This window comes from Modestobacter sp. DSM 44400, assembly GCF_900107175.1.
Classification (GTDB): Bacteria; Actinomycetota; Actinomycetes; order Mycobacteriales; family Geodermatophilaceae; genus Modestobacter.
In genome coordinates this window covers 26,512-49,777 of sequence record NZ_FNOZ01000016.1, presented here as the reverse complement: position 1 = coordinate 49,777, position 23,266 = coordinate 26,512, and the positions used below count along the sequence as shown (strand labels likewise).

21 protein-coding genes and 1 pseudogene are annotated in these 23,266 nt (G+C 75.3%); 11 read left to right on the top strand and 11 right to left on the bottom strand.

What is annotated here, in order from left to right; genetic code table 11:
* The first annotated feature begins 87 nt into the window (after positions 1-87).
* The gene (locus tag BLW04_RS12030) at positions 88-1,479 is read left to right on the top strand and encodes a glutamine synthetase family protein (RefSeq protein WP_091540896.1); all 1,392 of its coding nucleotides are present in this window, start codon (positions 88-90) and stop codon (positions 1,477-1,479) included.
* 6 nt (positions 1,480-1,485) lie between these two features.
* Here the strand turns inward: BLW04_RS12030 and BLW04_RS12025 are convergent, their stop codons facing one another.
* Entirely contained in the window at positions 1,486-2,532 is a 1,047-nt protein-coding gene (locus BLW04_RS12025; RefSeq protein ID WP_139306824.1) for a DUF4037 domain-containing protein, read from the bottom strand.
* A 150-nt stretch (positions 2,533-2,682) separates the two neighbouring features.
* Here BLW04_RS12025 and BLW04_RS12020 point away from each other — a divergent pair, with 150 nt between their 5' ends.
* Both BLW04_RS12020 and BLW04_RS12015 read left to right on the top strand, forming a co-directional pair.
* On the top strand, positions 2,683-3,174 hold the full coding sequence (locus BLW04_RS12020) for an Hsp20/alpha crystallin family protein (RefSeq protein ID WP_091540892.1): 492 nt from the start codon (positions 2,683-2,685) through the stop codon (positions 3,172-3,174).
* 77 nt (positions 3,175-3,251) lie between these two features.
* A complete protein-coding gene (locus BLW04_RS12015) occupies positions 3,252-3,599 on the top strand; it encodes a helix-turn-helix domain-containing protein (protein WP_091540890.1) in 348 nt (115 codons plus the stop codon).
* Positions 3,600-3,615: 16 nt separating this feature from the next.
* On the opposite strand, the gene BLW04_RS12010 is transcribed toward BLW04_RS12015, so the two are convergent.
* Positions 3,616-4,563, bottom strand: coding sequence for a M56 family metallopeptidase (locus BLW04_RS12010; RefSeq protein ID WP_091540887.1), 948 nt, complete (start codon positions 4,561-4,563; stop codon positions 3,616-3,618).
* A 2-nt stretch (positions 4,564-4,565) separates the two neighbouring features.
* The gene (locus tag BLW04_RS12005; protein ID WP_091540884.1) at positions 4,566-4,949 is read right to left on the bottom strand and encodes a BlaI/MecI/CopY family transcriptional regulator; all 384 of its coding nucleotides are present in this window, start codon (positions 4,947-4,949) and stop codon (positions 4,566-4,568) included.
* Positions 4,950-5,061: 112 nt separating this feature from the next.
* Between BLW04_RS12005 and BLW04_RS12000 the strand changes: the two genes are divergently transcribed.
* From BLW04_RS12000 to BLW04_RS11985, 4 genes are read left to right on the top strand one after another with little or no spacing between them, the layout of a single operon-like run.
* On the top strand, positions 5,062-6,612 hold the full coding sequence (locus BLW04_RS12000) for a cytochrome ubiquinol oxidase subunit I (RefSeq protein ID WP_091540881.1): 1,551 nt from the start codon (positions 5,062-5,064) through the stop codon (positions 6,610-6,612).
* A 19-nt stretch (positions 6,613-6,631) separates the two neighbouring features.
* On the top strand, positions 6,632-7,648 hold the full coding sequence (cydB, locus tag BLW04_RS11995; RefSeq protein WP_091540878.1) for a cytochrome d ubiquinol oxidase subunit II: 1,017 nt from the start codon (positions 6,632-6,634) through the stop codon (positions 7,646-7,648).
* Positions 7,645-11,064, top strand: coding sequence for a thiol reductant ABC exporter subunit CydC (gene cydC, locus BLW04_RS11990; protein ID WP_091540875.1), 3,420 nt, complete (start codon positions 7,645-7,647; stop codon positions 11,062-11,064). The genes cydB and cydC overlap by 4 nt, the downstream gene beginning before the upstream one ends.
* Positions 11,065-11,092: 28 nt before the next feature.
* A complete protein-coding gene (locus BLW04_RS11985; RefSeq protein WP_254781412.1) occupies positions 11,093-11,845 on the top strand; it encodes an ANTAR domain-containing protein in 753 nt (250 codons plus the stop codon).
* Between the two features lie 9 nt (positions 11,846-11,854).
* Here BLW04_RS11985 and BLW04_RS11980 read toward each other — a convergent pair whose 3' ends face one another.
* The gene (locus tag BLW04_RS11980) at positions 11,855-12,517 is read right to left on the bottom strand and encodes a hypothetical protein (protein WP_254781409.1); all 663 of its coding nucleotides are present in this window, start codon (positions 12,515-12,517) and stop codon (positions 11,855-11,857) included.
* A gap of 18 nt (positions 12,518-12,535) precedes the next feature.
* Here BLW04_RS11980 and BLW04_RS11975 point away from each other — a divergent pair, with 18 nt between their 5' ends.
* Both BLW04_RS11975 and BLW04_RS11970 read left to right on the top strand, forming a co-directional pair.
* Complete coding sequence (locus BLW04_RS11975) at positions 12,536-12,820, top strand: hypothetical protein (protein WP_091540871.1); 285 nt, start codon at positions 12,536-12,538, stop codon at positions 12,818-12,820.
* A gap of 340 nt (positions 12,821-13,160) precedes the next feature.
* Positions 13,161-13,658, top strand: a complete 498-nt coding sequence (locus BLW04_RS11970) for a Rossmann-fold NAD(P)-binding domain-containing protein (protein WP_139306823.1) — start codon at positions 13,161-13,163, stop codon at positions 13,656-13,658.
* Here BLW04_RS11970 and BLW04_RS11965 read toward each other — a convergent pair.
* The 3 genes from BLW04_RS11965 to BLW04_RS11955 all read right to left on the bottom strand — a co-directional run bounded on the left by BLW04_RS11965 (position 13,643) and on the right by BLW04_RS11955 (position 17,420).
* On the bottom strand, positions 13,643-14,770 hold the full coding sequence (locus tag BLW04_RS11965) for an ABC transporter ATP-binding protein (protein WP_091540858.1): 1,128 nt from the start codon (positions 14,768-14,770) through the stop codon (positions 13,643-13,645). The genes BLW04_RS11970 and BLW04_RS11965 overlap by 16 nt on opposite strands.
* Entirely contained in the window at positions 14,767-16,269 is a 1,503-nt protein-coding gene (locus tag BLW04_RS11960) for an ABC transporter permease (RefSeq protein WP_091540854.1), read from the bottom strand. Before BLW04_RS11960 ends, BLW04_RS11965 begins: the two co-directional genes overlap by 4 nt.
* A 101-nt stretch (positions 16,270-16,370) precedes the next feature.
* Complete coding sequence (locus tag BLW04_RS11955; protein WP_091540850.1) at positions 16,371-17,420, bottom strand: iron ABC transporter substrate-binding protein; 1,050 nt, start codon at positions 17,418-17,420, stop codon at positions 16,371-16,373.
* A 277-nt stretch (positions 17,421-17,697) separates the two neighbouring features.
* Between BLW04_RS11955 and BLW04_RS11950 the strand changes: the two genes are divergently transcribed.
* Positions 17,698-17,880 (top strand): hypothetical protein, encoded by a 183-nt coding sequence (locus BLW04_RS11950; protein WP_091540847.1) that lies wholly within the window; start codon positions 17,698-17,700, stop codon positions 17,878-17,880.
* Positions 17,881-17,904: 24 nt separating this feature from the next.
* On the opposite strand, the gene eutC is transcribed toward BLW04_RS11950, so the two are convergent.
* The 3 genes from eutC to BLW04_RS11935 all read right to left on the bottom strand — a co-directional run bounded on the left by eutC (position 17,905) and on the right by BLW04_RS11935 (position 21,537).
* Positions 17,905-18,687, bottom strand: a complete 783-nt coding sequence (eutC, locus tag BLW04_RS11945) for an ethanolamine ammonia-lyase subunit EutC (protein ID WP_254781403.1) — start codon at positions 18,685-18,687, stop codon at positions 17,905-17,907.
* A complete protein-coding gene (locus BLW04_RS11940) occupies positions 18,684-20,129 on the bottom strand; it encodes an ethanolamine ammonia-lyase subunit EutB (protein WP_091540840.1) in 1,446 nt (481 codons plus the stop codon). The genes eutC and BLW04_RS11940 overlap by 4 nt, the downstream gene beginning before the upstream one ends.
* 100 nt (positions 20,130-20,229) lie before the next feature.
* Positions 20,230-21,537 (bottom strand): MFS transporter, encoded by a 1,308-nt coding sequence (locus tag BLW04_RS11935; protein WP_254781400.1) that lies wholly within the window; start codon positions 21,535-21,537, stop codon positions 20,230-20,232.
* A gap of 214 nt (positions 21,538-21,751) precedes the next feature.
* Between BLW04_RS11935 and BLW04_RS11930 the strand changes: the two genes are divergently transcribed.
* Complete coding sequence (locus BLW04_RS11930) at positions 21,752-22,711, top strand: hypothetical protein (protein WP_091540833.1); 960 nt, start codon at positions 21,752-21,754, stop codon at positions 22,709-22,711.
* A 9-nt stretch (positions 22,712-22,720) separates the two neighbouring features.
* Here the strand turns inward: BLW04_RS11930 and BLW04_RS11925 are convergent.
* Positions 22,721-23,233, bottom strand: a pseudogene (locus BLW04_RS11925) (TIGR03086 family metal-binding protein); the annotation flags it as partial.
* Positions 23,234-23,266 lie beyond the last annotated feature (33 nt).

Genomic DNA, 23,266 nt, shown 5'->3' with positions numbered 1-23,266 from the left:
CGCCGGGACCCCTCTGACTCAACATTTACAGCGACGGGGCAGCATGCGCGGACGGCGCGCAGTCGACGAGCACCCGGAGGACGACCGATGGACCTGCAGGAACGGGACGAGCGACGGGCAGTGGCCGAGGCCGCCGTCGAGGAACTGTCCGAGATCGGCGTGGTGGGCGTCGTCCTGCCGTGGGTGGACACCAGCGGCATCACCCGGACGAAGAGCGTGCCGCTGGGCAAGCTGCCCAGCGCCGCCGCCTGGGGTGTGGGCATGAGCCCGGTCTTCGACGGCTTCCTGCTCGACGACTCGATCGTCGCCGGCCGGTACGCCGGCAGCGCCCTCGGCGACCTGCGGCTGCACCCCGACCTGTCCCGGCTGACCCTGCTGGCCGGCCAACCCGGCTGGGCCTGGGCGCCCGTCGACCGCTATCGCCAGGACGGCCAGCCGCACGTCCAGGACTCCCGCTCGCTGCTGCGCCGGCTGACCGGGGAGCTGGCCGGCGAGGGGTTCACCGTGAAGGCCGCGTTCGAGATCGAATGGGTGGCGTCGCAGGCCGCTGGCCTGCCCGACGACCCGGACGCCTTCGTTCCCGCACTCACCGGCCCCGCCTACGGGCTGACCCGGCTGATCGAGGTCTCCGACTACGGCCGGGACCTGCTGGAGGCCCTCGACGCGCAGAACGTCGTCGTCGACCAGTTCCACCCCGAGTACGCCGCCGGCCAGCTCGAGGTGTCGGTCGCCGCGGAGGACCCGATCGGCGCCGCGGACACCAGCGTGCTGGTCCGCGCCACGATCAGGGCGATCAGCGCCCAGCACGGGCTGCGGGTGTCCTTCTCCCCCAAGGTGACCGCGGAGGGCGTCGGCAACGGCGGGCACGTGCACCTGTCGGTGTGGCGTGAGGACCAGAACCTGATGAACGGCGGCCCGGGAACCTTCGGGCTGACCGCGGACGGCGAGGCCTTCATGGCCGGGGTGCTGGACCACCTGCCGGGGCTGTTGGCGCTCGGCGCACCCAGCGTCGCCTCCTACCTCCGGCTGGTGCCGTCGCACTGGGCCGGCGCCTACGCGGCCTGGGGGCTGGAGAACCGGGAGACGGCGCTGCGGTTCGTCACCGGCGCGGACGGCGAGCGGCAGTCGGCGGCCAACGTGGAGGTCAAGAGTGTCGACGCCGCGGCGAACCCGTACCTGCTGATGGCCGGTCTGCTGGCCGCCGGCCGGGCCGGGCTGCGCGCCGGGTCGACGCTGCCCGAGCCAGTGGGCATCGACCCGGGCACGCTCACCGACGAGGGACGGCGGGACGCCGGGATCCGCGGGCTGCCGACGTCCCTGGAGGAGGCCGTGCGCGCCTTCGAGTCCGACGCCGTGCTGACCGAGGCGTTCGGCGAGGAGCTGTCAGTGAGCATCGCCGAGGTCCGGCGCGGCGAGATCGCGCTGTTCGACGGGGTCTCCCCCGCGGGCGTCGCGGCGGCGGTGCGCTGGCGGCACTGATCGGCCTCAGGTGCGGAGGTCGCCGTACAGCGCGGCCAGCCGCCGGTAGCGCACCGGGTCGGACAGGATGTCGGCGCTGTCGACCGCCTGGTCGACCGAGCCGAGCAGCGGCAGCGAGCGCAGTCCCGGATCGGCGATGCTCGCCCGGATCGCCTCGGCGAACCGGTCCGCCATCAGCACCTGGGCCGGCCGACGGTGATAGGCGGTGATGGCCGGGTGGAGCGGTGCCACGAGCCCGCGGGCGTTCTGCCGGTGGGCCAGCGCCCGGTAGGCGTCGGCCAGCGCGGATTCGCGCCCGGCGTCGTCCGGCGCGTGCACCGCATCGGTCAGGTGCCCGGGCAGGTCGTCCGGGTGCGTCATCGCGGCGAACGCGGTGCCCAGCCACTTGCTGTAGGGCGCGTACTGCCGGTCCAGCAGCAACGCCAGCCGCATCAGGTCCCGGACCAGCCGGGCCGCGACCACCGCGGAGCCGACCTCGTCCCCGACCTCGGCCGTGCGGGCGACGAAGGCCTCCTCTTGGGCGATCCGGTGCCACTGGCAGGCCAGAAACCACCGCTCCAGCTGGTCGGGATACCAGCGCAGCGACTCCCGGACGGCGCGCAGCGAACCGGAGTCATCGGCGTGCACGCGCCCGGCCACCACCCCGAGCAGCCGCTGCTGCGGCGTGAGCAGCCAGTCGAGGGTCGACATCCCCGCCGACGCGTCCACACCCAGGAACCCGGTCAGCCAGTCGGCGAGGGTGGTGACCTCGACGTGGTGCCGGGGGGCGACGTCGTCCCAGCCGAAGCGGGTCGGCCAGCCGGCGAAGTGCTCCGGGAGCCGTGCGTCGATCAGCTCCCGGCACGCAGGGACCTCACGCGGGTCGTCGAGGAGGACGAGCAGCCGCGGGCCCCAGCCGTGGTCGGTCGAGCGAGGCGTGTCGTGACCGAGGACGTCGGAGCCCCCGCCCAGCAGCGCGGCAGCGTGCGGTCGTCCGGCGAGAAGAGGGCGCACGACCGCGACGTAGAACCGGCCCGACAGCTCGGCAGCGGGCGTGAAGGCCGGTCCGGGCACGCCTACAGCCTGCCAGCCGACACAACGGGATGTCCTCGACAACAGATGTTTACCTGCAGGCGCTGCAGAGATAATCTGCAGTTGCCACTGGAAATACCAGCGACCACGCTGCCGAGAAACGACCACCGCACGCTCAGGAGGTACCCCGCCATGATGCTGACCGCCTACGACCCGTTCGCCGCCACGTCCGCCGCCATGCGTGCGCTGGACCAGCTGACCGGCCGCAGCGGCACCACCACCGCCCGCTCGCTGGCCGGCATGCCGATGGACGCCTACCGGGTCGGCGACAACTTCGTCGCCCACTTCGACCTGCCCGGCGTCGACCCCGGCTCGATCGACCTGTCCGTGGAGGGCACCACGCTGACGATCAGCGCCGAGCGGTCGGTGCCACAGCTCGAGAACGCCGAGTGGGCGGTCGCCGAACGCCCCTTCGGCAGCTACACCCGCCAGCTGGTCCTGGGCCGCAGCCTGGACACCGACCGGCTGGAGGCCAGCTACCACGACGGGGTGCTGACCGTCAGCATCCCCGTCGAGGAGAAGGCCAAGGCCCGCAAGATCAGCGTCACACGCGCCGACAGCCCGGCCTCGGTGGAGGCGCACACCATCGAGGGCGAGTCCGCCCAGCGGTCGGTCGAGAGCTGACCGACGCCGACTCGGGAGGGGCGGGGCCGGACGGCCCCGCCCCTCCGTCGTCCCAGCGCCCGACTCCGGAGGAAGCGATGACCACCGACCCCCTCGGCGCACTCGACGACCCCGACCACCCCGTGCTCACCATGAGCCAGGCCGCCGAACTGCTCGGCGTCCAGGCGGCCTTCCTGCGCAGCCTGGACTCCGCCGGCGTGCTGCACCCGGGACGGTCCTCCGGTGGCCACCGCCGCTACTCCCGCAACCAGCTCGAGGTGGCCGCCCGGGTCCGCGGGCTCCTGGACGACGGCCACCAGCTCACCTCGGCCCAGGTGATCCTGGGGCTGCAGGACGACCTGGCCGACGCGCGCGCCGACGCCGACACGGCCCGTGACGAGCGGGACGCCGCGCGCCGCGAACGCGGCGCAGACCGGACCGACTGACCGGCTCCGACCGGAATCAGACGACGGCGGGCGCGACCAGCAACAGCGTCGGCACCAGCAACAGGGCGAGTGCGCTCACCAGTGCGCCCACCCGGCCGGCAGCCGGCAGCGGCCGGGCCGGGGCGAGCAGCCGCCGCACGCGCACCGCGACGGCCCCGCCGGTGACCGTGAGGGCACCGGCCGGAACCTCGCCGCCCGCGCCGCCGGCCACCGCGACGATCGCCGCGGCCAGGGTGCGGCGGGGCTCCGGGCAGCGGAGCGACGCCACCGCGACGTCATCGGCCCGCATCTCGACCAGGTCGCGCACCTCGTCGTGCGCCCGGTCGGCCGCCGGGAGGACGGGCAGCGCCGCCCGCCAGGCGACGAAGGGCAGCAGCAGCAGGTGGTGACGTTCACGCAGGTGCGCCCGCTCGTGGGCGACGACGGCGGCCAGCTGCGCCTCGTCCAGTTCGGCGAGCATCCCGGAGGAGAGCACCAGCAGCGGCCGCGCGCCGGGGATGCAGAAGGCCACCGGCGCGGGGTGCTCCAGCAGCAGTGTCACCCCTGCCACGGAGTCGCCGGCGACCCCGCTCGGACGGACGAGCATCTCCAGCATTGCCCGGTGCCGGCGCCGGGTACGGGCGGTCCGCACGAACGACAGCGCGAGCACGCCGAGCAGCTCGGCGGCCAACACCGCGGCCAGCGTCAGCGTCACCCAGTGGTCACCGCGCACGCGGCTGCTCGCCGGGTCCCCGGTCAGCACCGCCCAGGCGGCTGCCGGCAGCGAGCGCCCCCACGGGGCGAGCCCATGCACCAGCAGCGCGCCGATGATCGACAGACCGCCGGCCAGCCCGACCGCCTGCCAGCACAGCAGCGCGACCAGCGGGTCGCGCCGCGGCCAGCCGGCCCGGGCGAGCGCCGCCGGGACCGGCCAGGCGAGCAGCCCGGCAAGGACGGCGAGGGAGACCGCGGTGGCCGGCAGCACGCTCAGCCGGCGCCGGGCTCGCCCGTGCGGTGCCCTGCCTCGGGGTGCGCTGCCAGCAGCTGGCGCAGCAGGTCGACCTCGTCGGCGCTGACCGATCCGACGAAGCGGGCCAGCGCGGCCTGTCGGTCGCCGGCCTGCCCAAGCACCTCGTGCATGAGCTCGGCGGCGTGCTCCTCGCGAGAGGCGCGGGCGGTGAACTGCCGCGGCCGGGCGGTGTCGGAGACGACGAAGCCCTTCTGCTCCAGCCGGGTCAGCACCGTGTGCACCGTGGTCAGCGCCAGCCCCCGGTCGGCGAAGACCTCGCGCAGCCGGGCGGCCGTCACCGGGCCGCCGACCGCCCACAGGTGCTCCAGCACCGCGCGCTCCAGCTCACCCAGCGAGTTCATCGATCTCCTGTCGGACAGCTCACACCGAGCTGTTCTACGTCGCGTAGAAAAGTCTCTCTACGGGGCGTAGAAAGAACTCGACGATCGTACGACAGTCGCAGAGGAGACCGCGGTGGACGTGCTCGACATCGCCCGCTGGCAGTTCGGGATCACCACCGTCTACCACTTCCTGATGGTCCCGTTGACCATCGGACTGGGTGTGCTGGTCGCCGTGATGCACACCATGTGGGCGCGCACGGACAAGCCCGAGTGGCTGCGGATGACCCGCTTCTGGGGCCGCATCTACCTGATCAACTTCGTCCTCGGCGTGGCCACCGGGCTGGTCCAGGAGTTCCAGTTCGGGCTGGCGTGGAGCGAGTACAGCCGCTTCGTCGGCGACGTCTTCGGCTCCTTGCTCGCCCTGGAGGCGCTGCTGGCCTTCTTCCTGGAATCCACCTTCCTGGGCCTGTGGATCTTCGGCTGGGGCCGAATTCCGAAAAAGCTGCACCTGGCCGCGCTGTGGGCGGCGGTCATCGGCTCGGTGGTCAGCGCGTACTTCATCATCGCGGCCAACTCGTGGATGCAGCACCCGGTCGGCGTCGTGACCGACGACGCGACCGGCCGGCCGCGGCAGGTCAACTTCCTCGCCGTCCTGACCAACAACACCGCGCTGGCCGCTTTCAGCCACACCATCGTTGCCTCGCTGATGGTCGCCGGGGCCCTGCTGGTGGGTATCGGCCTGTGGCACCTGCGCCGGCGGACGATGGCCGATGCACCGACTACGGACGTGGACCACTCGGTCTGGCGCCGGTCGGTGCGGCTCGGCGGCTTCGTCTCGCTCGCCGCCTTCGCGCTGGTCGCCCTGACCGGTGACTACCAGGGCAAGCTGATGTACGCCCAGCAGCCGCTGAAGATGTCCTCGGCCGAGGCGCTGTGCGAGACCGAGGCGCCCGCGCCGTTCTCGGTCTTCGCGTTCGGCAAGCTCGGCAGCAACGAGTGCGACGACGTCCACTCGATCACCATTCCCCGCATCCTGAGCTACCTGGCCCACGGCGACTTCTCCACCGCCGTGCCCGGGGTCAACGAGCTGCAGGAGTCCTACGCGGCGGCCTACGGGGCCACCTATCCCGACGACCCGGCGCACTACGGCGACCAGGCCGGCCGGCCGATCGACTACACCCCCCTGCTGGCGGTCACCTACTGGAACTTCCGGCTGATGGTCGGCATGGGGATGGTCTCGGCCGGCGTGGCCGCCTACGCGCTCTGGGCCACCCGCCGGGGGCGGGTGCCGACCTCGAGGATCGGGGTCTACGGCTCACTGCTCGCGGTCGGTGCCCCGTTCGTCGCCAACGTGTCGGGTTGGATCTTCACCGAGATGGGCCGCCAGCCGTTCGTGGTCTACCCCAACCCCGACGTCCCGCGGGCCGAGCAGGTGTACTTCTTCACCGCCCAGGCCGTCTCCCCCGGCGTCACCGCCGGCGAGGTACTCACCTCGCTCATCGGGCTGGCCACGGTCTACGGCGCGCTCGCGGTGGTCGAGCTGTGGCTGATCACCCGCTTCGTGCGCCGCGGGGTGACCACCGCCGACAGCGCCCCCACCCCCGGGCACACCCCCGAGGGGACCCCGGACGACGACCTCCCGGGCGGGCGCGACGCCGACGACGTCCTGTCCTTCGCGTACTGAGATCCGAGGAGAGACGACCATGGACCTGCAGACCCTCTGGTTCGCCGCCGTCGCGGTGCTGTGGACCGGTTTCCTGTTGCTCGAGGGTTTCGACTTCGGTGTCGCCGCCCTGCTCCCACTGCTGGGCCGCCGCCCGGTCGACCGGCACCTCATGCTGCGGTCGATCGGCCCGCTGTGGGACGGCAACGAGGTCTGGCTGATCACCGCCACGGGTGCGGTCTTCGCGGCCTTCCCCGGCTGGTACGCCACCTGGCTGCCCGCGCTGTACCTGCCGTTCGTGCTGGTGCTCTTCGGCCTGATCATCCGGGCGGTCGCCTTCGAGTGGCGGCACTCGCACCACACCGAGCGCTGGGACAGCACCTGGACCCACGTGATCACCGCCGGCTCGCTGATCGCCGCCCTGGGCATCGGCGCCGCGCTGGGCGCCACCACCCTCGGACTGCCGATCGACGCCGACGGCAACCGGGTGGGCGGCCCGTTCGCCGGGCTGGGCTGGCCGGCGCTGCTGGGGGCGGTCGCCGTGCTGGCGTACTCGCTGGTGCATGGGGCGGTGTTCCTGGCGCTGAAGACCGACGGGCCGGTGCGGCTGGCCGCCCGGGCCTTCGCCCGGCGCTGGGCGCCGGTCGCCGCGCTGCCGCTGCTGGCCTGGGCCGGACTGGTGCACCTGCGCTCGGGGACGCCGGCCACCGCTGTGCTGTGGCTGGTGGCGGCGCTGGCGGTGCTGGTCAGCTGGGCCCGGATCCGGGTGGACCGCGAGGGCCAGGCCTTCGCCGCCTGGGCGGTCGTGCTGCTGGGCTCGGCGGCGACGATCTTCGGCGCGGCCTTTCCGGTCGCCGTCCCCTCCACGGTCGACGCCGCCTTCGACGTCACCCTCGCCGACGCCTCGGTCAGCGACTACACGCTCACCGTGATGACCTGGGCCACCGGGATCGGCCTGCCGGTCGTGCTCGCCTACCAGGCCTGGACGTACTGGGTCTTCCGGAAGCGGCTGTCGGCCGAGCCGGAGACGCCGCACGCCGAGCCGGTGCCCGCATGACCCCCTCCGGCCGAAGTGGCCACAATGGCCGCCCTGAGGCAGGCCGGGGGCCGCTGGGCGCGCTGGCCGGCGTGCCCGGGCTGCCCGGCGCGCTGGTCCGCGCCGCGGTCGCCGCGCTGGTGCAGACCGCCGGGATGGTGCTGCTCGCCGCCGGGCTGGCCCGCGCGGTCGCCGATGTGACGGACGGCGTCGTCCCCGGGACGGCGCTGGCGGTGGCCGTGCTGGGCGCGGCGGTCCGGGCCGCGGGTAGCGGGCTGGGGGCGGTGCTCGCCGCCCGGGACGCCCGCCGCGCAGAGGACGCCCTGCGACAGAAGCTGCTCACCCGGCTGCTGGACGGCGAGGGCGAGGCGGTCGACGCCGCCGGCGGGAAGGGGCCGGCCGCGGTGCTGGCCACCACCCGGCTGCACGACCTCGGCCCGGCGCTGGCGACCTACCTGCCCGCGCTCGCGCAGACCGCCGTCGTCCCGCCCGTGCTGCTGATCGTGCTGGGGATCACCGACTGGCTCTCCGCCCTGCTCGTGGCCGTCACCCTGCCGCTGGTCCCGGTGTTCATGGCCCTGGTCGGACTGCACACCCGCGACGCCACGACCGCCGCCGCCCGCGCGCTGGACCGGATCGCCAGGCACGTCGCCGAGCTGGTGCGCGGCCTGCCGGTGCTGGTCGGGCTGAGCCGCGCGGCCGACCAGCTGACCGCGCTGACCGAGCTCGGCCGGGACGCCCGTCGCCGCACGCTGGCCACGCTGCGGGTCGCGTTCCTCTCCGCGCTCGTGCTCGAGGTGCTGGCCACCCTGTCGGTGGCGTTGGTCGCGGTCACCGTCGGCGTCCGGCTGGTGCACGGCAGCATGCCCCTGGACGTCGGACTGCTCGCGCTGCTGCTGGCCCCCGAGGCGTTCGCCCCGCTGCGGGCGCTCGGCGCGGCACACCACGCGGCCGAGGACGCCACCGAGGCCGCCGCCGCCGCGCGCCGCGTGCTCGCCACCCCGCGCGTCCGCCCGGTGGTTACCGCCCCCGCCGTCGGGATGCTGCGCGGCATCACCGTCATCGGCCTGACTGTCCGCTTTCCCGGCCGGGCCGCGCCGGCGGTCGCCGGCCTCGACCTGACCGTCGCCCCGGGCGAGCTGGTCGCGCTGCGGGGGCCCAGCGGGTCCGGAAAGTCCACGGTGCTCGCCGTCCTGGCCGGGCAGTTGCTCGACGGCGCCTCGGCGCAGGTCGCCGGCACGGTGCTGCGGCCCGAGGACGCCGCCGTCGTCCCCCAGTTCCCCCGCACGGTCGGCGACACCGTCGCCGACGAGCTGCACCGGCACGCCGCGGGCGGCGGGCACCCCGCCGAGCTGGTGGCCACCGCGCTGTCCTGGGTGGGCGGCGAGCACCTGGCCGACCGCGCCTGCCGCACCCTCTCCCCCGGTGAGCTGCAGCGGGTGGCGCTGGCCCGGGCGCTGGTCCGGGTGCAGCGCGGCGCCCGGGTGCTGCTGCTGGACGAGCCGACCGCCTCGCTGGACGCCGCTGCGACCGCGCAGGTCGCCGAGCTGCTGCACTGGCTCCGCGGCTCGCTGTGCACCGTGCTGGTCACCCACGAGCCCGCGCTGGCCGCCCTCGCCGACCGCACCGTCACCCTCCCCGCCATTACCGCTGGAAAGGTGACCCCCGAGCCCGCCTTTCCAGGGGGAATGGCGAGCGCAGCGACCGCCATTCCCGCTGCAAAGGCGGAGGGGGGCGCAGCCACGACGGCCGGCGGGGACGGCGTGGGGGCCGAGCTGAGCTGGCCGCGCCGGGCGATCGCCCGCTCGGTGCTCGCCGGCGCGGCTTCCAGCGCGGCGGGCATCGCGCTGAGCGCCGTCTCCGGCTGGCTGATCGTCCGGGCCGCCGAGCAGCCGGCGATGCTGACCCTGATGGTTGCGATCGTCGGCGTCCGGGCCTCCGCGCTGGCCCGTGCGCTGCTGCGCTGGCTGGACCGGCTGGCCGGGCACGACGCCGCCCTGCAGCTGGCCGAGCGCACCCGGCTGCGGCTGTGGTCGGCGCTGGTCGCCCAGGGCCCCGCGGCCGACCGGACACCGGGACGCGCCCTGGCCCGGCTGGTCGGCGACGTCGGTATCCTTCAGGACCTGTCGGTGCGGGTGGTTTCCCCGCCGCTGGTATCGGCGCTCGTGCTGACCGGGACGGCGGCGGTGCTCACCGTCCTGGACCCGCTGGCCGGTGCCCTGGCCGGCGGAGTTCTGCTGCTCGCCGTGCTCGCCGTGCTGGGCGTGCACCGGGCCGCCGACCGGGGAGTGTCCCGATCGGCCGCCGAGCTGCAGACGGGAACTCTGCGGGAGGCCAGCGCCGCGCTGGAGGCCGCCGCCGACCTGCGGGCCCACGGCCTGGCAGCCGCGGAGGTCGCCCGGCTCGACGAGCTGGGCCGTCAGCAGGGACGGGCGGCGCAGGCCGGAGCGGTCGCCACCGCCGTCGGGGACGCGCTGGCCGTGCTGGCCACCGGAGTGGCCGCCGTCCTGGCGCTGACCGCCGGCGCCGCCGCCGTGCGCGGCGGGGAGCTGTCCGCGCCGGCCGCGGCCGTGCTGGCCCTGGCGCCACTCGCGCTGCTGGAGCCGCTGACCGCCCTGGGTGCCGCCCGGCGGAACCGCTCGGCCTGGCGGGACGCGCGCAGCCGGGTCGAGGCGGTGCTCGCCGAACCGGTCGCCAGCGACCCGGCGCCGGCCGACCGCCGGACCGCTCCCGCCCCGGTGCGGGAGCTGGCCACCGAACAGCTGACCGCGGGCTGGCCGGGCCGCCCCGCCGTGCTGACCGGGCTGGACCTCAACGCCGCGGCCGGGCGCGGCTGGGTGGTCGTCACCGGCCCGTCCGGCTCCGGGAAGTCGACGCTGCTCAGCGTGCTGATGGCAGCGCTGCGGCCCACCGCCGGGGACTACGTGCTGGGCGACGGCCGGCGCCCGGTCTCGGCCGCGGCGCTGACCGGCGACGACGTCCGGGCCGCGATGGCGTGGTGCCCGCAGGACGCGCACGTCTTCGATGCGACCCTGCGGGCCAACCTGGCGCTCGCCCGCCCCCGCGGCGAGCTCGCCGGCCCGGCCGGCGAACCGGCGATGCGTGGCGCGCTGACCGCCGCCGGACTCGGCCCGCTGCTCGACGCCCTGCCCGCCGGGCTGGACACCCCGGTCGGCGCCGGCGGGACGTCACTGTCCGGTGGGGAGCGCCGCCGGCTGGCCGTCGCCCGCGCCCTGCTGGCCGACCGGGACGTGGTGCTGCTCGACGAGCCCACCGCTCACCTGGACCCGCCCGCCGCGCGGGCGCTCGTGGCCGACGTGCGCCGCGCACTCGCCGGCCGGCTGGTGGTCTGCGTGACGCACGACCCCGACCTGGCCGGGGCGGAGGACAGCGTGCTGCGGCTGGGCAGGCAGGAGCAGCCGGCGGAGGTGGGTTGAGCCGGGCGCGCGGGGGCATGGCAGCCGCATGACCTGCGGGACGTCCCTGGCCGAGCGCTTCGCCGCCGCGCTGGCGCTTCAGGACGCGCAGGACGCCCCGCCGGCCGATCCCGCCCTGCTGCCGGTGCGGCTGAGCCGTGCCGCGGCCGAGGTGCTGCCGGCGGACGGCGCGGGGATCAGCGCGCTCACCTCGCCGGACCGGCACGTGCCGCTGGGGGCCAGCGGCCCCGAGTCCGAGCTCGCCGAACGGCTGCAGTTCACCGTGGGTGCCGGACCGTGTCTGCGGGCGAACCACACCCAGCAGCCGGTGTTCGTGGTGGAGGAGGACATGCTCCGGCGCTGGCCGGCCTTCCACGACCTGCTGGTCGGGCAGACCCCCTACCGGGGCATCGTGGCGCTGCCCCTGCGGCGCGGCCTGGCCGGCGGGGGCGCCATCGACCTGTACTTCGAGGACCCCGCGGCCGTCGCGGCCCTCGACGTCCTCGCCGCCGTGGGCGTCGGCGACCTGGTCACCGCGGCGCTCGCCGAGGCCGCGGTGTGGTCCTCCGAGGTCGGCGGCCACGGGCCGGACTGGCTTTCCAGCCCGCTCGCCACCGGTCGGGCGCGGGTCTGGGAGGCGATGGGGCTCACCAGCCTGGCACTGGACCTCGCCGCAACGGAGGCGCTGGCCGTGCTGCGCGCGCACGCCTATGCGACCGGCCGCACGGTGGACGACCTGGCCGCCGACGTCGTCAGCGGCCGGGCCGATCCCTCCGAGGTGGGCGCCGGGGGCGCGGGCTGAGCCGCCCGCTCAGACGATCGGGACGTCGACCGCCACCTCGGCGCCGAGTTTCGCATCCACCAGGTCCAGCCGGTCACCGGACCAGAAGCTGCCCGGGTCGTAGGAGCTGACCGGCCGCTTCGCCGGCAGCAACCCCATCTCCAGGTAGGTGGCGGCGACCAGCTCCGCGCAGAAGACCGTGTCATTGGTGGCGTGCCGCCGCAGCCGGCCGTTCAGCCAGCCCCGGGCCAGCCCCCGGGTGGTGGGGAACGGCTTGCCGTCCAGCCGGGCGACGGTGCACAGGACGGCGTCCTCCATCTCCCGGGTGATACCGCCGTCGTCGGCCGGGCCGACCAACTGCCGCAACCACGGCCGCTGGCCGTACCGGTTGCGCCACACGCAGGCGGCGTCGTGCAGGTCGTGCAGCTGCACCCCGCGCTGGTGCCGCCCGGACCAGGCGTCGGGCAGGCCGTGGCCCAGCTCGGCGTGCCAGAGCAGCGGCGGCAGGTCGTCGATCACGACGGCCATGCCGACGTGGTTCACCGGGGCGTTGGTCAGCGTCTGGATCGCCCGGTCGGCGAGGGAGGCGCCGCGGAACACCCAGATGTCGCCGGTGCGGGTCAGCTCGACGGCCTCGTCGAGCGACAGCGCCCGGACGTCGGCCGTGCCGGATCGGTATGTGATGTCTGCCACGCCGATACCGTAGGCGACATGCGCCCCTGGAAGCTGCTCGGAGTCGCCGGTCTCGCAGGAGTTGCTGCGACCAGCGCCGTCCTGGTCCGGCACGAACGGCATCGGCGGGCCTACTCGCCCGACGACGTCCGCGACCGGCTGCACAACCGCGCCACCGCCGTGACCGAGGAGGCAGCCACCACCATCGGCGCCGATCCCGACCTGGTGCCCGACTGGCCGGCGACCGTGGGGCCGCCGGAGCGCCACCCGATGGAGGCGCTGCTCAGCAGGGTCATGGCGGTGGGCAAGCTGGTCCGCCGCTGAGCCGCGCAGGAGAACCCGGCGTCCCCGGGACCTTGAGGCGGACATGGACGTCTTCCTCACCGGTGACACCAGTCTCGTGGGTTCCTCGGTCCTCTCCGCCCTGCTGGCCGACCGTCACCGCCCTCGCCTGTAGTGACGCCTCGGCCGCCGCGCTGCAGGCCGCCGCCGCGGCCGCGGACGGCACGGAAGGGGAGCTCGACCGCGGGCTGCTCGGCGCCGTGCTCGGCGCCCTGGCCGGCACCGGCAAGCCGTACGTGCACCAGCGGCGTCTGGGTGCACGGCGCCGGCACGGTCGACGAGACCACAACCGTTCGACCCGCCGCAGCTCACCGCCTGGCGATTGCCGCTGGACGCCCGGGTGCGCGCGGCGGCCGGCGACGGCGTCCGGTCGGTCGGTCGTGCTCGCCCCGGCATCGTCGAGGGACGCGCGGGGGGCCTGCCGACCATGGTGCCGGACGGACCCCGCGACGCCGACGGCGCGCTCGTGCTGCCCGGCAGCGGCGACCAGCACTGGACCACCGTCTACGCAGACGACCTGGGGCGGCTCTACGCCCTGGCCCTCGCCTCGGCCGAATCCGGCTCCTACTACCTGGGCGTGAACGGCCAGAACCCGACGGTGCGCGAGATCGGCGGGGCCGGCAGCCGCGGCACGGGCCGCGACTGCCGGGTGGTCGGCTCGCCGAACGAGGACACCGAGGCCCGGCTGGGCCCGCTGGCCGGGGCGTTCGACCTGGACCAGCAGGCCACCGGCGCGAAGGCCCGCAGCGAGCTCGGCTGGGCGCCGACCGGCCCGTCGCTGCTGGAGGAGCTGAGCTCCGGGTCCTACGCGACCGCCTGATCCCGCCCGGCCTGATCCCGCCCGGCCTGATCCCGCCCGGCCTGATCCCGCCCGGCCTGATCCCGCCCGGCCGCGCGGGCCGGGAAGGCCAGCGCCGCTCCGCTGACGGCGACGGCGACCTCCGCGCCGTCGGCGGGCAGCACGGACCCGTCCAGCCGCGCGGTGACCTGCAGCCCCGACGGCAGGTCGAGCAGCACCCGGGCGTCGTGGCCGTAGAACTCGACGCTGTGCACCCGGGCGATCGTGCCGGTCGGGGCCGCGGTGCGCCCGCCGAGCTGCAGTTGTTCGGGCCGCAGCAGGATCCGGCTCGGGCCCTCGGGGCAGGGACGCTCCAGCGGGAGCACGCCGAGCTCGCAGTGCGCCTGCCCGCCGCGGACGTCGGCGTCCAGCACGACGGCGTCCCCGACGAAGGTGGCGACGTCGAGGTCCAGCGGGTGCCGGTAGAGCGTCTGCGGATCGGCGAGCTGCACCAGCCGGCCGGCGCGCATGACCGCCACCTGATCGGCCATCGACAGCGCCTCGGCCTGGTCGTGCGTGACGAGCACGGCGGTGGCCCCGCTGGCGTACAGCGCCTCGGCGACGGCCTGGCGGGTGTCCTCGCGCAGCCCCGCGTCGAGGGAGGAGAACGGCTCGTCGAGCAGCACCAGCGAGGGCCGGGGAGCCAGCGCCCGCGCCAGGGCCACCCGCTGCTGCTGCCCGCCGGAGAGCTGGTGGGGGTGCCGCTCGGCGAGCGCGGCGTCCAGCCCGACCAGCGCGAGCAGGTCCCGCACCCGCCCGGGGTCGCGGCGCTCACGCCGGGGCAGCCCGAAGGTGACGTTCGCGGCCACGGACAGGTGCGGGAAGAGCCCGCCCTCCTGGGGCACGAAGCCGATCCCCCGCCGCCGGGCGGGCACGCCGCGCCCGGCGCCGGTCACCGTCCGGTCGCCGACGGCGATCGCCCCGGTGTCGGGCTCGTCGAAGCCGGCGATCAGCCGGAGCAGGGTCGTCTTGCCGCACCCGGAGGGCCCGAGCAGCGCCGTCAGGCTGCGGTTGGGCACGTGCAGGTCGATGCCGGTGAGGACGGGCGTGGCGCCGAAGGACTTGGTGACCTCGGAGACGGTCAGGGAGCTCATGTGGTCAGACCTCGTCGGGCGTCGCGGGAGAGCAGCACGGTAGCCGGTGCCGACAGCAGCACCATGAGGACGGCGAACGGGGCGGCGGCGCCGTACTCCAGGCCGCTGGTCGCCGACCAGAAGGCCGTCGCCAGCGTCGTCGTCCCGGTGGGGGCGAGCAGGAGGGTCGCCGTCAGCTCGGTGACGACGGCGAGGAAGACCAGGGCGGCGCCGGCACCCAGGCCCGGGGCGAGCAGCGGCAGCGTCACCCGGCGCAGCCGGTCGAACGCCGAGGACCCCAGCGCAGCGGACACGTCGTCGTAGATCCGCGGCGACTGCTCGACCGCCGACCGGACGTTCACGATCGCCAGGGGCAGGAAAAGGATCGCGTAGGCGGCGACCAGCACCGGCACCGTCTGGTAGAGCCACGGGGTCGCGCGGATGCTCAGCGTGACCAGGGCGAGGGCCACCACGATGCCCGGCACCGCGCTGCCGAGGTAGGTAGAGCGCTCCAGCAGCGTGGCGATCCGCCCGCGAGCGCGGACCACCAGCCAGCCGGTGGGGAACGCCAGCGCCGTGGTCACCACCGCCGCACCCGCCGCGAGCCCCAGCGTGGTGCCGGTGGTGGACAGCAGCTCGCCGACGGGCAGCGCGCTGGAGGAGCCGGTGAGCATCCAGTAGGTGAGGCTGGCCAGCGGCACCAGCACGGCGAGACCCACGAGCAGGCCCAGGCCCAGCAGCGCGGGCCCGGTGAGCCGGCCGAGCGGCGCCGACCGATGCGGGCGCGCCGCGCCGCGGCCGGAACGGGCGTAGGCGGCGCGCCCGCGCAGCCGCAGCTCGGCCAGCAGCAGCCCCAGGCAGAGGAGCACCAGCACGCCGGCGAGCATCGTGGCACCAGGACCGTTGAAGGTGGCGCGGTACTGGTCGTAGATCGCCGTGGTGAACGTCGGGAAGCGCAGCATCTGCAGCGCCCCGAACTCGGCGAGCAGGTGCAGGGCGACCAGCAGGCTGCCGCCCAGGACCGCCACCCGCAACTGCGGCAGCTGCACCCGCCGGAAGACCGCCCAGGCGCTCAGGCCGAGGCCGCGGGCGGTCTCCTCGAGCGCCGGGTCCAGCCCGCGGAAGGCCGCCGCGACCGGCAGGTAGATGAACGGGAAGTAGGACAGGGTCACCACCAGCAGCGCGCCGCCGTAGGTGTCCAGCCCCGGGAGCAGGGAGATCCAGGCGTAGCTGTTGACGAACGCGGGGACGGCGAGCGGGGCGACGAGCAGGACGTGCCACACGCGGCGGGCCGGGACCGAGGAGCGCTCGACGAGCCAGGCCGCCCCGAGCCCGAGCACCACGCAACAGGCGACGGTGCCTACGACCAGCCGGGTGCTGTTCCACAGCAGTTCGCCGACGCGGGGGCGGAAGACCAGCTCGCGCACGCCGCTCCAGCCGACGTCCACGGTGAAGCCGGCGATGTAGCCCAGCGGCAGCAGCGCGAGGGCGGCGACGAGCACCGCGAGCGCGAGCAGCACCGGAGAGCGCCGCAGCGTGCCGCCGGCGCCCCGGCGCGCGGACGACCGCAGGCCCCGGCGCGCCGGGGCGCCGGTACCTGCGGTCGGGGTGGTGTCCGTGGTCAGAGCAGACCCGCTTCCTGCATCAGCTCGGTGACCTGCGGCCCGTTGAGCATGCCCGGGTCGACCTCCGGAGCGTCCAGGCCGTCCAGGGGCGGCAACACCTCGGCCGACGTGGCGTCGTTGCCTACGGCGTACTCCAGCGCGGTGCTCTGCGCGGAGCGCTGCTGGCCCGCCGGGCTGGTCAGGTAGGCGACCAGCTGCTGGGCCTCGTCGGCCTGGTCGGAGGAGGCGAGCACGCCGGCGCCGGAGACGCTGACGAAGGCGCCCGGGTCCTGGTTGCCGAAGTAGTGCAGCTCCACGTTCGCGCTGTTGTTCCCGGACTCCGCGCGGTCCTTGTACCAGTAGTAGTGGTAGATCACCCCGGCCTCGATCTCGCCCTGGTCCACCGCGGTCATCACCGCGGTGTTGCCCTGGTAGACCTGAGCGTTGTCCTTGAGGCCGGCCAGCCAGGTGCGGGTGGCGTCCTCTCCGCGCAGCGCGAGCACGGCGCCGACGATCGCCTGGAAGTCCGCGCCGCCGGGGGCGATGCCGAAGCGGCCCTTCCACGCCGGGTCGGCCAGGTCGAGCAGGGACGCCGGCAGCTGCGCCTCGGTGAGCTTGTCGGTGTTGTAAGCCAGCACCGTCGACCGCGCGGCGAACCCGACCCAGGAGCCATCGGCCGGGCTGAACTGGTCCGGCACCTGCGCCAGGGTCGACTCCTCGATCGGCGCCAGCAGGCCGGCCTCGGCGACCAGGTCGATCGAGGGGCTGTTCTCGGTGACGAAGACGTCGGCCGGGGAGGCGTCGCCCTCGGCCACGATCTGGTTGGCCAGCTCGGCGTCGTCGCCGCTGCGCAGCTCGACCTCGATGCCGGTCTGCTCGGTGAACCCGTCGACCATCGCGGTGATCAGATCCTCGTGCTGGGCGTTGTAGAGGGTGAGCGGCCCGGCGTCGGACGCGGCGTCCGCGGAGCCCGAGCTGCCGGAGTTCCCGCAACCGGCGAGCAGGGCGGTCACGGTCAGCGGGATGATCACGGTGGCGAAGCGGCGGTCGGTCCTGGTCACGTGCATCCTCCGTCGGTTTAGGTGAGGCATACCTAACCACGGTCGCCCGACCGTGTGCGCACCCACCCCGCTGGTGGGCGGGTGGGTGACCGCCTGAGCACCTCCGCCCGGGGTACCGCTGCTCCCCTCGGTGAGCGGATCGCCGGACGGCGGACCGGACGGAACTCTGCGCGGCGGCGGGCGAGCGCACTCCGGTCACCCACCGGCGCCGTCCCGCCGAACCGGACGACAGTGGACGGCGTGGTCCCTTTCCCACGGGGGACACGACCGGGACAAGCACGTCATGTCCGACCACCCCCACGCGGCCCGCATCCGCGAGGGTTACGAGGCCTTCGCCTCTGCGCGCCGCGGGGAGGGCTCCTTCGCGGTGACCAACACGCACGTGTTCCGGTTCGCCGGGGACCGGGTCACCGAGTTCGGGGAGACCGGCGGTGACCAGTACGCCGTCGACGCGGTCTTCGGCTGAAGCGCCGGGTGCCTGCGGGTCCGGTCAGCCCGCGCCCGGCGGCAGGGCGACGCCCTCGTCCTTGAGCAGCACGCCCGAGGCGCCGAGCTTCCGCGCGGCGGTCAGCAGACCGGCGAGCGTGTCCGCGGCCTGCGCGTAACCCAGCCCGTGCGGCGGGCGGACGTTGGAGATGCAGTTGCGCTCGGCGTCCCTCCGTCCCGGACGCGGGTCCCAGGTGAGGTAGAGGCCCAGGCTGTCCGCCGAGCTCAGGCCCGGTCGCTCCCCCACCCCGACGACGACGCACCGCGCCCCCAACGCCGCGCCGACCGGGTCGCCCAGCGCCACCCGTGCCTGGTGCGCCAGCACCAGCGGCCCGACCGACCATCCCGGCAGCCGTTCCAGCACCGCCGCGACGGTGCCCGCGGCGTGGTCGTGCACGGCCCGCGGTGACAGCCCGTCGGCCAGCACGATCGCCAGGTCGACCGGGCCGGCCGGCAGGTCCGTGCCCTCGGCGAGCCGGCGTCCGAGGTCCGGGCGCTGCAGGTAGGTGGCCCGGTCGCCGGCCTGCGAGCGCACCTCGAGGACGTCGATGCCCACCCCGGCGGCGACCAGCGCCGTCCGCACCCGGTCGGCGTCCAGGGCGGTGTGCACGGCGTCCCGGGCGGCCGCGTGCGCGGCGCGGAACTCCAGCTCCCGGACGGTGGGCAGCGCGTCGCCGGCGCGGCCCAGCGCGACCCGGGCGCGGGTCGCCTGCCGGAGCACCGCCCACGGGTCCGAGTCGGCCCAAATGGCCATTTTGGCCCCGTCCAAGTTCGGCGTCCTGTTCATGAGTCCGCCGAGATGGCTATTTTGGCGGTCGGGCGGGCCGCCGCGAGCAGGGCGCGGGCCGCCGGGGCGTCGGGGGTCAGCGAGCGCACCCGCCCGTCGTCGTCCAGCAGCTCCATCCGCGCGAGCCACGCAACGAACTCGGGTGCCGGCTGCAGCCCGAGCACCTGGCGGGCGGTCAGCACGTCGGTGAACGACAGCGACTGGTAGTGCAGCATCACGTCGTCCGACCCCGGGACGGCGATGACGAACGAGCAGCCGGCCGCCCCCAGCAGCAGGGTCAACGTGTCGGTGTCGTCGCCGTCGACCTCGGTATGGTTGGTGTAGCAGACGTCCACGCCCATGGGCAGGCCGAGCAGCTTGCCGCAGAGGTGGTCCTCCAGTCCGGCCCGGATCACCTGCTTGCCGTCGTAGAGGTACTCCGGGCCGATGAAGCCCACCACGGTGTTCACCAGCAGCGGGTCGTAGTGCCGGGCGACCCCGTAGGCGCGGCATTCCAGCGTCTGCTGGTCGACCGCCCGGCCGCCGACCCCGCGGTGCGCGTCGGCCGACAGCGCCGAACCCTGGCCGGTCTCGAAGTAGGTGACGTTGCGCCCGACCGTGCCCCGGCCCAGTTCCAGCGCGCCGGCGCGAGCCTCGGCGAGCAGGTCGAGGGTGACTCCGAAGCCGGCGTTGCCGGCCTGGGTACCCGACACGGACTGGAACACCAGGTCCACCGGTGCGCCGCGCTCCAGCGCCCGCAGCGTGGTGGTCACGTGGGCGAGCACGCAGGACTGGGTGGGGATCTCGTAGCGGCTGATGACGGCGTCGACCAGCTCCAGCAGCGCGATGGTCTGCGCCGGGGAGTCGGTGGCCGGGTTGATCCCGATGACCGCGTCGCCGCAGCCGTGCAACAACCCGTCCAGGATGCTCGCGGTCACCCCGACCGGATCGTCGGTCGGGTGATTGGGCTGCAGCCGCGACGCCAGCCGGCCGGGCAGCCCGATCGTGCTGCGCAGCCCGGTGACGACCCGGGTGGCGCGGGCGACGGCGACCAGGTCGGCGTTGCGCATCAGCTTGGACACCGCCGCGGCCATCTCCGGGGTCAGCCCGCGGGCCAGGCCGCTGATCGCCGCCTCGTCGCCGGCCGCCGCCCGGGTCAGCAGCCAGTCACGGAACCCCCCCACCGTCAGGGAGGCGACCGGGGCGAACGCGCCGGTGTCGTGGGTGTCGAGGATCAACCGGGTGACGTCGTCCTCGTCGTAGCCGACCACCTGCTCGTCGAGGAAGGTCGCCAGCGGGACGTCGGCCAGGACGACCTGGGCGGCGACCCGCTGCGCCTGCGACTCCGCGGCCACTCCGGCCAGCACGTCACCCGAGCGCGCCGGGGTCGCCTTGGCCAGCAGGTCGGCCAGGTCGGGGAACTCGAAGGTGTGACCACCGAGTGTCGTCCGCCGGACGGTCACGTCGCCTCCTGCTCCCGGGCCGCCGGGGAGCGGCGCGGCCCTCAGCCTCGCCGTCGGGAGGACGCCGGGTCAACGGCTGCCGGCGATCGGAACGCCGGAATCAGCCGACCGACAGCTGCTGCAGGTCGCGCACGTAGCTGCCCGCGCCCCCGCGGACCCGCACCGCGACCGGGCGCAGACCGGCGGCGACCGGCACCACCCAGCTGTCGCCCGCCCGGGGCAGGACCGGCCGCCGGATCCGGTCGCCGTCGAGGCCGAGCACGAGCACGGCCGCGGCTCCCGCGAGCAGCGCGACCGTGCCCAGCGCCGTCGGCAGGCCCGCGTGCTCGGCCAGGAAGCCGATCACCGGGGGGCCGCCGAGCAGGCCGGTGTAGCCAACGGTCGTGGCCAGCGCGACGCCGGAGGGCCCGCCGAGCGCGCCGGCGCGGGCGATGGCCAGCGGGAAGACGTTGGCCAGGCCCAGCCCCACCACCGCGTAACCGGCCAGCGCGACCGGCAGCGAGGAGGTGGTCACTGCGGTCAGCGAGCCCGCCGCGGCGAGCAGCGCACCGCCGACGAGCAGCCGCCGCTCGCCGAGGGCGAGGACCAGCTGTCCACCGGCCAGCCGGCCGGCGGCCATGGCGCAGGAGAAGCCGGCGTACCCGGCGGCGGCCAGCGCCGGCACGGCGTGCAGGTTCTCCCGGAGGTGCAGCGCGCCCCAGTCGCTGAGCGCGCCCTCCCCGTAGGCGGTCGCGCCGGCCACCGCGCCCAGCAGCACCAGCGCGGCGGTGGGCCGGTGCTCGGCCCGGCCGGCGCCCCGGACCCGCCGGGCCCGGGCCGGTGCGCGCTCGGCGGCCACCAACACCGGCGCGGCCCACGCCATTGCGGCCAGCCCGACGACGGCGACGGCGACCAGGTGCGCAGCCACCGCCAGCGACGCCGAGACCAGCCCACCGGCCAGGGCACCGAGCAGGCCGCCGCCGCTGAAGGCGGCGTGCAGCCCGGACAGCACGGGGCGGCCGGCGCGGGCCTCGACCTGCACACCCAGGCTGTTGGCCGCCACGTTGGCCATCCCGGTCGCCGCGCCGAAGACCAGCAACGCAGCGCACAGCGACGGCACCGAGCCGGACAGCCCGGGCAGCACGGCGGCCAGGCTCACCCCGACGCCGGCCAGGGCGCTGACCAGACCCGCGCCGAGCCGGGCACACAGGGCGCCGGTGAGCTGCATGCAGGCCAGCGCACCCAGCGACAGGCACAGCAGGGCGAAGCCCAGGGTGGTGGAACTCGCGCCGGTGGCCGCGCTGACGTCGGGAACGCGGGCGGCCCAGCTGCCGAACACGAAGCCGTCCAGGGCGAACAGGACGGCGACCGCGGTGCGCAGCCGGGAAAGCGGAGGCGGAGCGGAGCGGGACAGAGCGGAGCGGGACACGACAGCAGGGAGCGACATGGAACCTTCAACAGGGACGCGGGCGGCCGGAAACGGCCGCCGGAGGGTCGGAGGAGCACACGACCTCGGGCGCTGACTCCACAGTCCCAGGCGGAGATTGGCTTCGCATGTACGCGACGTGTCCAGCGCACGTGAGTGTGCCCACGCCGGTGTCGCCCGGGTTGCCGCCGTCGCCAGGCGCAGCCAGGGTCGGGGCATGACCGGGCCACTTCTCCGCGGACTCCTCGCCGGCGCGACCGGGACCACCGTCCTGAACGCCGTCACCTACCTCGACATGGCCCTGCGTGGCCGCCCGGCCAGCACCATGCCGGCAGAAACCATCGACGCCCTCGCCGGGGCAGCCGGCCGGTCGGTGCCCGGCCGCGGCGACACCCGGGACAACCGGCGCACCGCGCTCGGCGAGCTGTCCGGCATCGGCAACGGCCTGGCCCTCGGCGTGCTCGCCAGCGTGGTCCGCTCGGCCGGCCTGCGGCTGTCCGCCCCGGTGGGTGCGGTGGTCACCGGCGTCGCGGCGATGGCCGCCACCGACCTGCCGGCCACGGCCCTGCACGTCACCGACCCGCGCCGCTGGTCGCGGACGGACTGGGTGAGCGACGCCGTGCCGCACCTGGCCTACGGCGCGGCTGCGCAGGCGGTGCTGTCCGCGGTGCCGACGACGAGCGAGCGGACCCGGGCGCTGCGACCCGCCGGCGCCGGGCTGACGCTGCGCGCCGCACTGCTCGGGCTGGCGACCGGTGGCCGGAGCTCCCTGGGCCTGGGCGCGCCCACGCTGACCACGCCCGGCACCGGCCTGCCGAAGAAACTGGCCTCGGCAGCGGCGATCGCCGGGGAGCTGACGCTGGACAAGATGCCGACCACCCCGGACCGCACCAGCCCGGCCGGGTTGCCGCCCCGGCTCGCGCTGGGCGCCGGCGGCGCCGCGCTGCTGGCCGGGCGGGACGGCGCCAACTCGGCCTGGCCGGTGCTCGCCGGGATCACGGGCGCGGCCGCCGGGTCCTTCGGCGGCATCGCCTGGCGGCGGTGGGCGTCGAAGAAGGTGCCCGACTGGCAGGCCGCCGTCCTCGAGGACGGCGTCGCGCTGCTGCTCGCGGCGCTGGCCTGCCTGCCGGGACGGCAGCCGACCCGGCGGCCGACCCTGGCGGCCGTGCCGAAGTGACCTGCCCGGTCAGGGGGTCCAGGCGGGGTCGCGGCCGGTCAGCCCTAGCGCCCGGTCGAACGCCGGGGCGTCGGCCGGGACGGCAACCTCGGGGCCGTACCACCCGCCGTCCCGGCCCATCGCGGCCAGCGGTTGGACGGCGGCCAGCGTGACCGCGCCCAGTTCCTCGGCGACCTCGTAGGGCGCGCCGACCGCGCGGGCCAGGTCCCAGCCGTGCAGCACGAACTCGGCCAGCATCATCGGGCCGACCACCGCGGCCGGCATCGGTGCGGTGCCCATCAAGGTCTCCCCCGCCCAGGCCGCCGGGTCGGTCCAGGCGTCCGCGGCGGCATCCAGCTCGGGTGCGATCGCGGGTCCCCACTGCTCCACCGGCAGGCCGCTGAGGTAGGGCGCTGGCTCACCACTGCTCCAGTCGTGTTCGAACGGCGTCCGGGTGGCCGCCCGCTGGGAGAGCACCGCGCCCCAGGCCAGGTGGTCGAGCAGGGCGAGCACGTCGTAGTCCGGGCAGGGGGGGAGCGCCCAGCCGGTCGGGCGGCACGGCGGCCAGCGCCCGTC

What these genes read in the sequence shown, in the direction of transcription:
- BLW04_RS12030 (WP_091540896.1), top strand. Translation starts at nt 88, where the DNA reads ATGGACCTGCAGGAACGGGACGAGCGACGGGCAGTGGCCGAGGCCGCC.
- BLW04_RS12020 (WP_091540892.1), top strand. Translation starts at nt 2,683, where the DNA reads ATGATGCTGACCGCCTACGACCCGTTCGCCGCCACGTCCGCCGCCATG.
- BLW04_RS12015 (WP_091540890.1), top strand. Translation starts at nt 3,252, where the DNA reads ATGACCACCGACCCCCTCGGCGCACTCGACGACCCCGACCACCCCGTG.
- BLW04_RS12005 (WP_091540884.1), bottom strand. Translation starts at nt 4,949, where the DNA reads ATGAACTCGCTGGGTGAGCTGGAGCGCGCGGTGCTGGAGCACCTGTGG.
- cydB (WP_091540878.1), top strand. Translation starts at nt 6,632, where the DNA reads ATGGACCTGCAGACCCTCTGGTTCGCCGCCGTCGCGGTGCTGTGGACC.
- cydC (WP_091540875.1), top strand. Translation starts at nt 7,645, where the DNA reads ATGACCCCCTCCGGCCGAAGTGGCCACAATGGCCGCCCTGAGGCAGGC.
- BLW04_RS11985 (WP_254781412.1), top strand. Translation starts at nt 11,093, where the DNA reads ATGACCTGCGGGACGTCCCTGGCCGAGCGCTTCGCCGCCGCGCTGGCG.
- BLW04_RS11975 (WP_091540871.1), top strand. Translation starts at nt 12,536, where the DNA reads ATGCGCCCCTGGAAGCTGCTCGGAGTCGCCGGTCTCGCAGGAGTTGCT.
- BLW04_RS11965 (WP_091540858.1), bottom strand. Translation starts at nt 14,770, where the DNA reads ATGAGCTCCCTGACCGTCTCCGAGGTCACCAAGTCCTTCGGCGCCACG.
- BLW04_RS11955 (WP_091540850.1), bottom strand. Translation starts at nt 17,420, where the DNA reads ATGCACGTGACCAGGACCGACCGCCGCTTCGCCACCGTGATCATCCCG.
- BLW04_RS11950 (WP_091540847.1), top strand. Translation starts at nt 17,698, where the DNA reads ATGTCCGACCACCCCCACGCGGCCCGCATCCGCGAGGGTTACGAGGCC.
- eutC (WP_254781403.1), bottom strand. Translation starts at nt 18,687, where the DNA reads ATGAACAGGACGCCGAACTTGGACGGGGCCAAAATGGCCATTTGGGCC.
- BLW04_RS11930 (WP_091540833.1), top strand. Translation starts at nt 21,752, where the DNA reads ATGACCGGGCCACTTCTCCGCGGACTCCTCGCCGGCGCGACCGGGACC.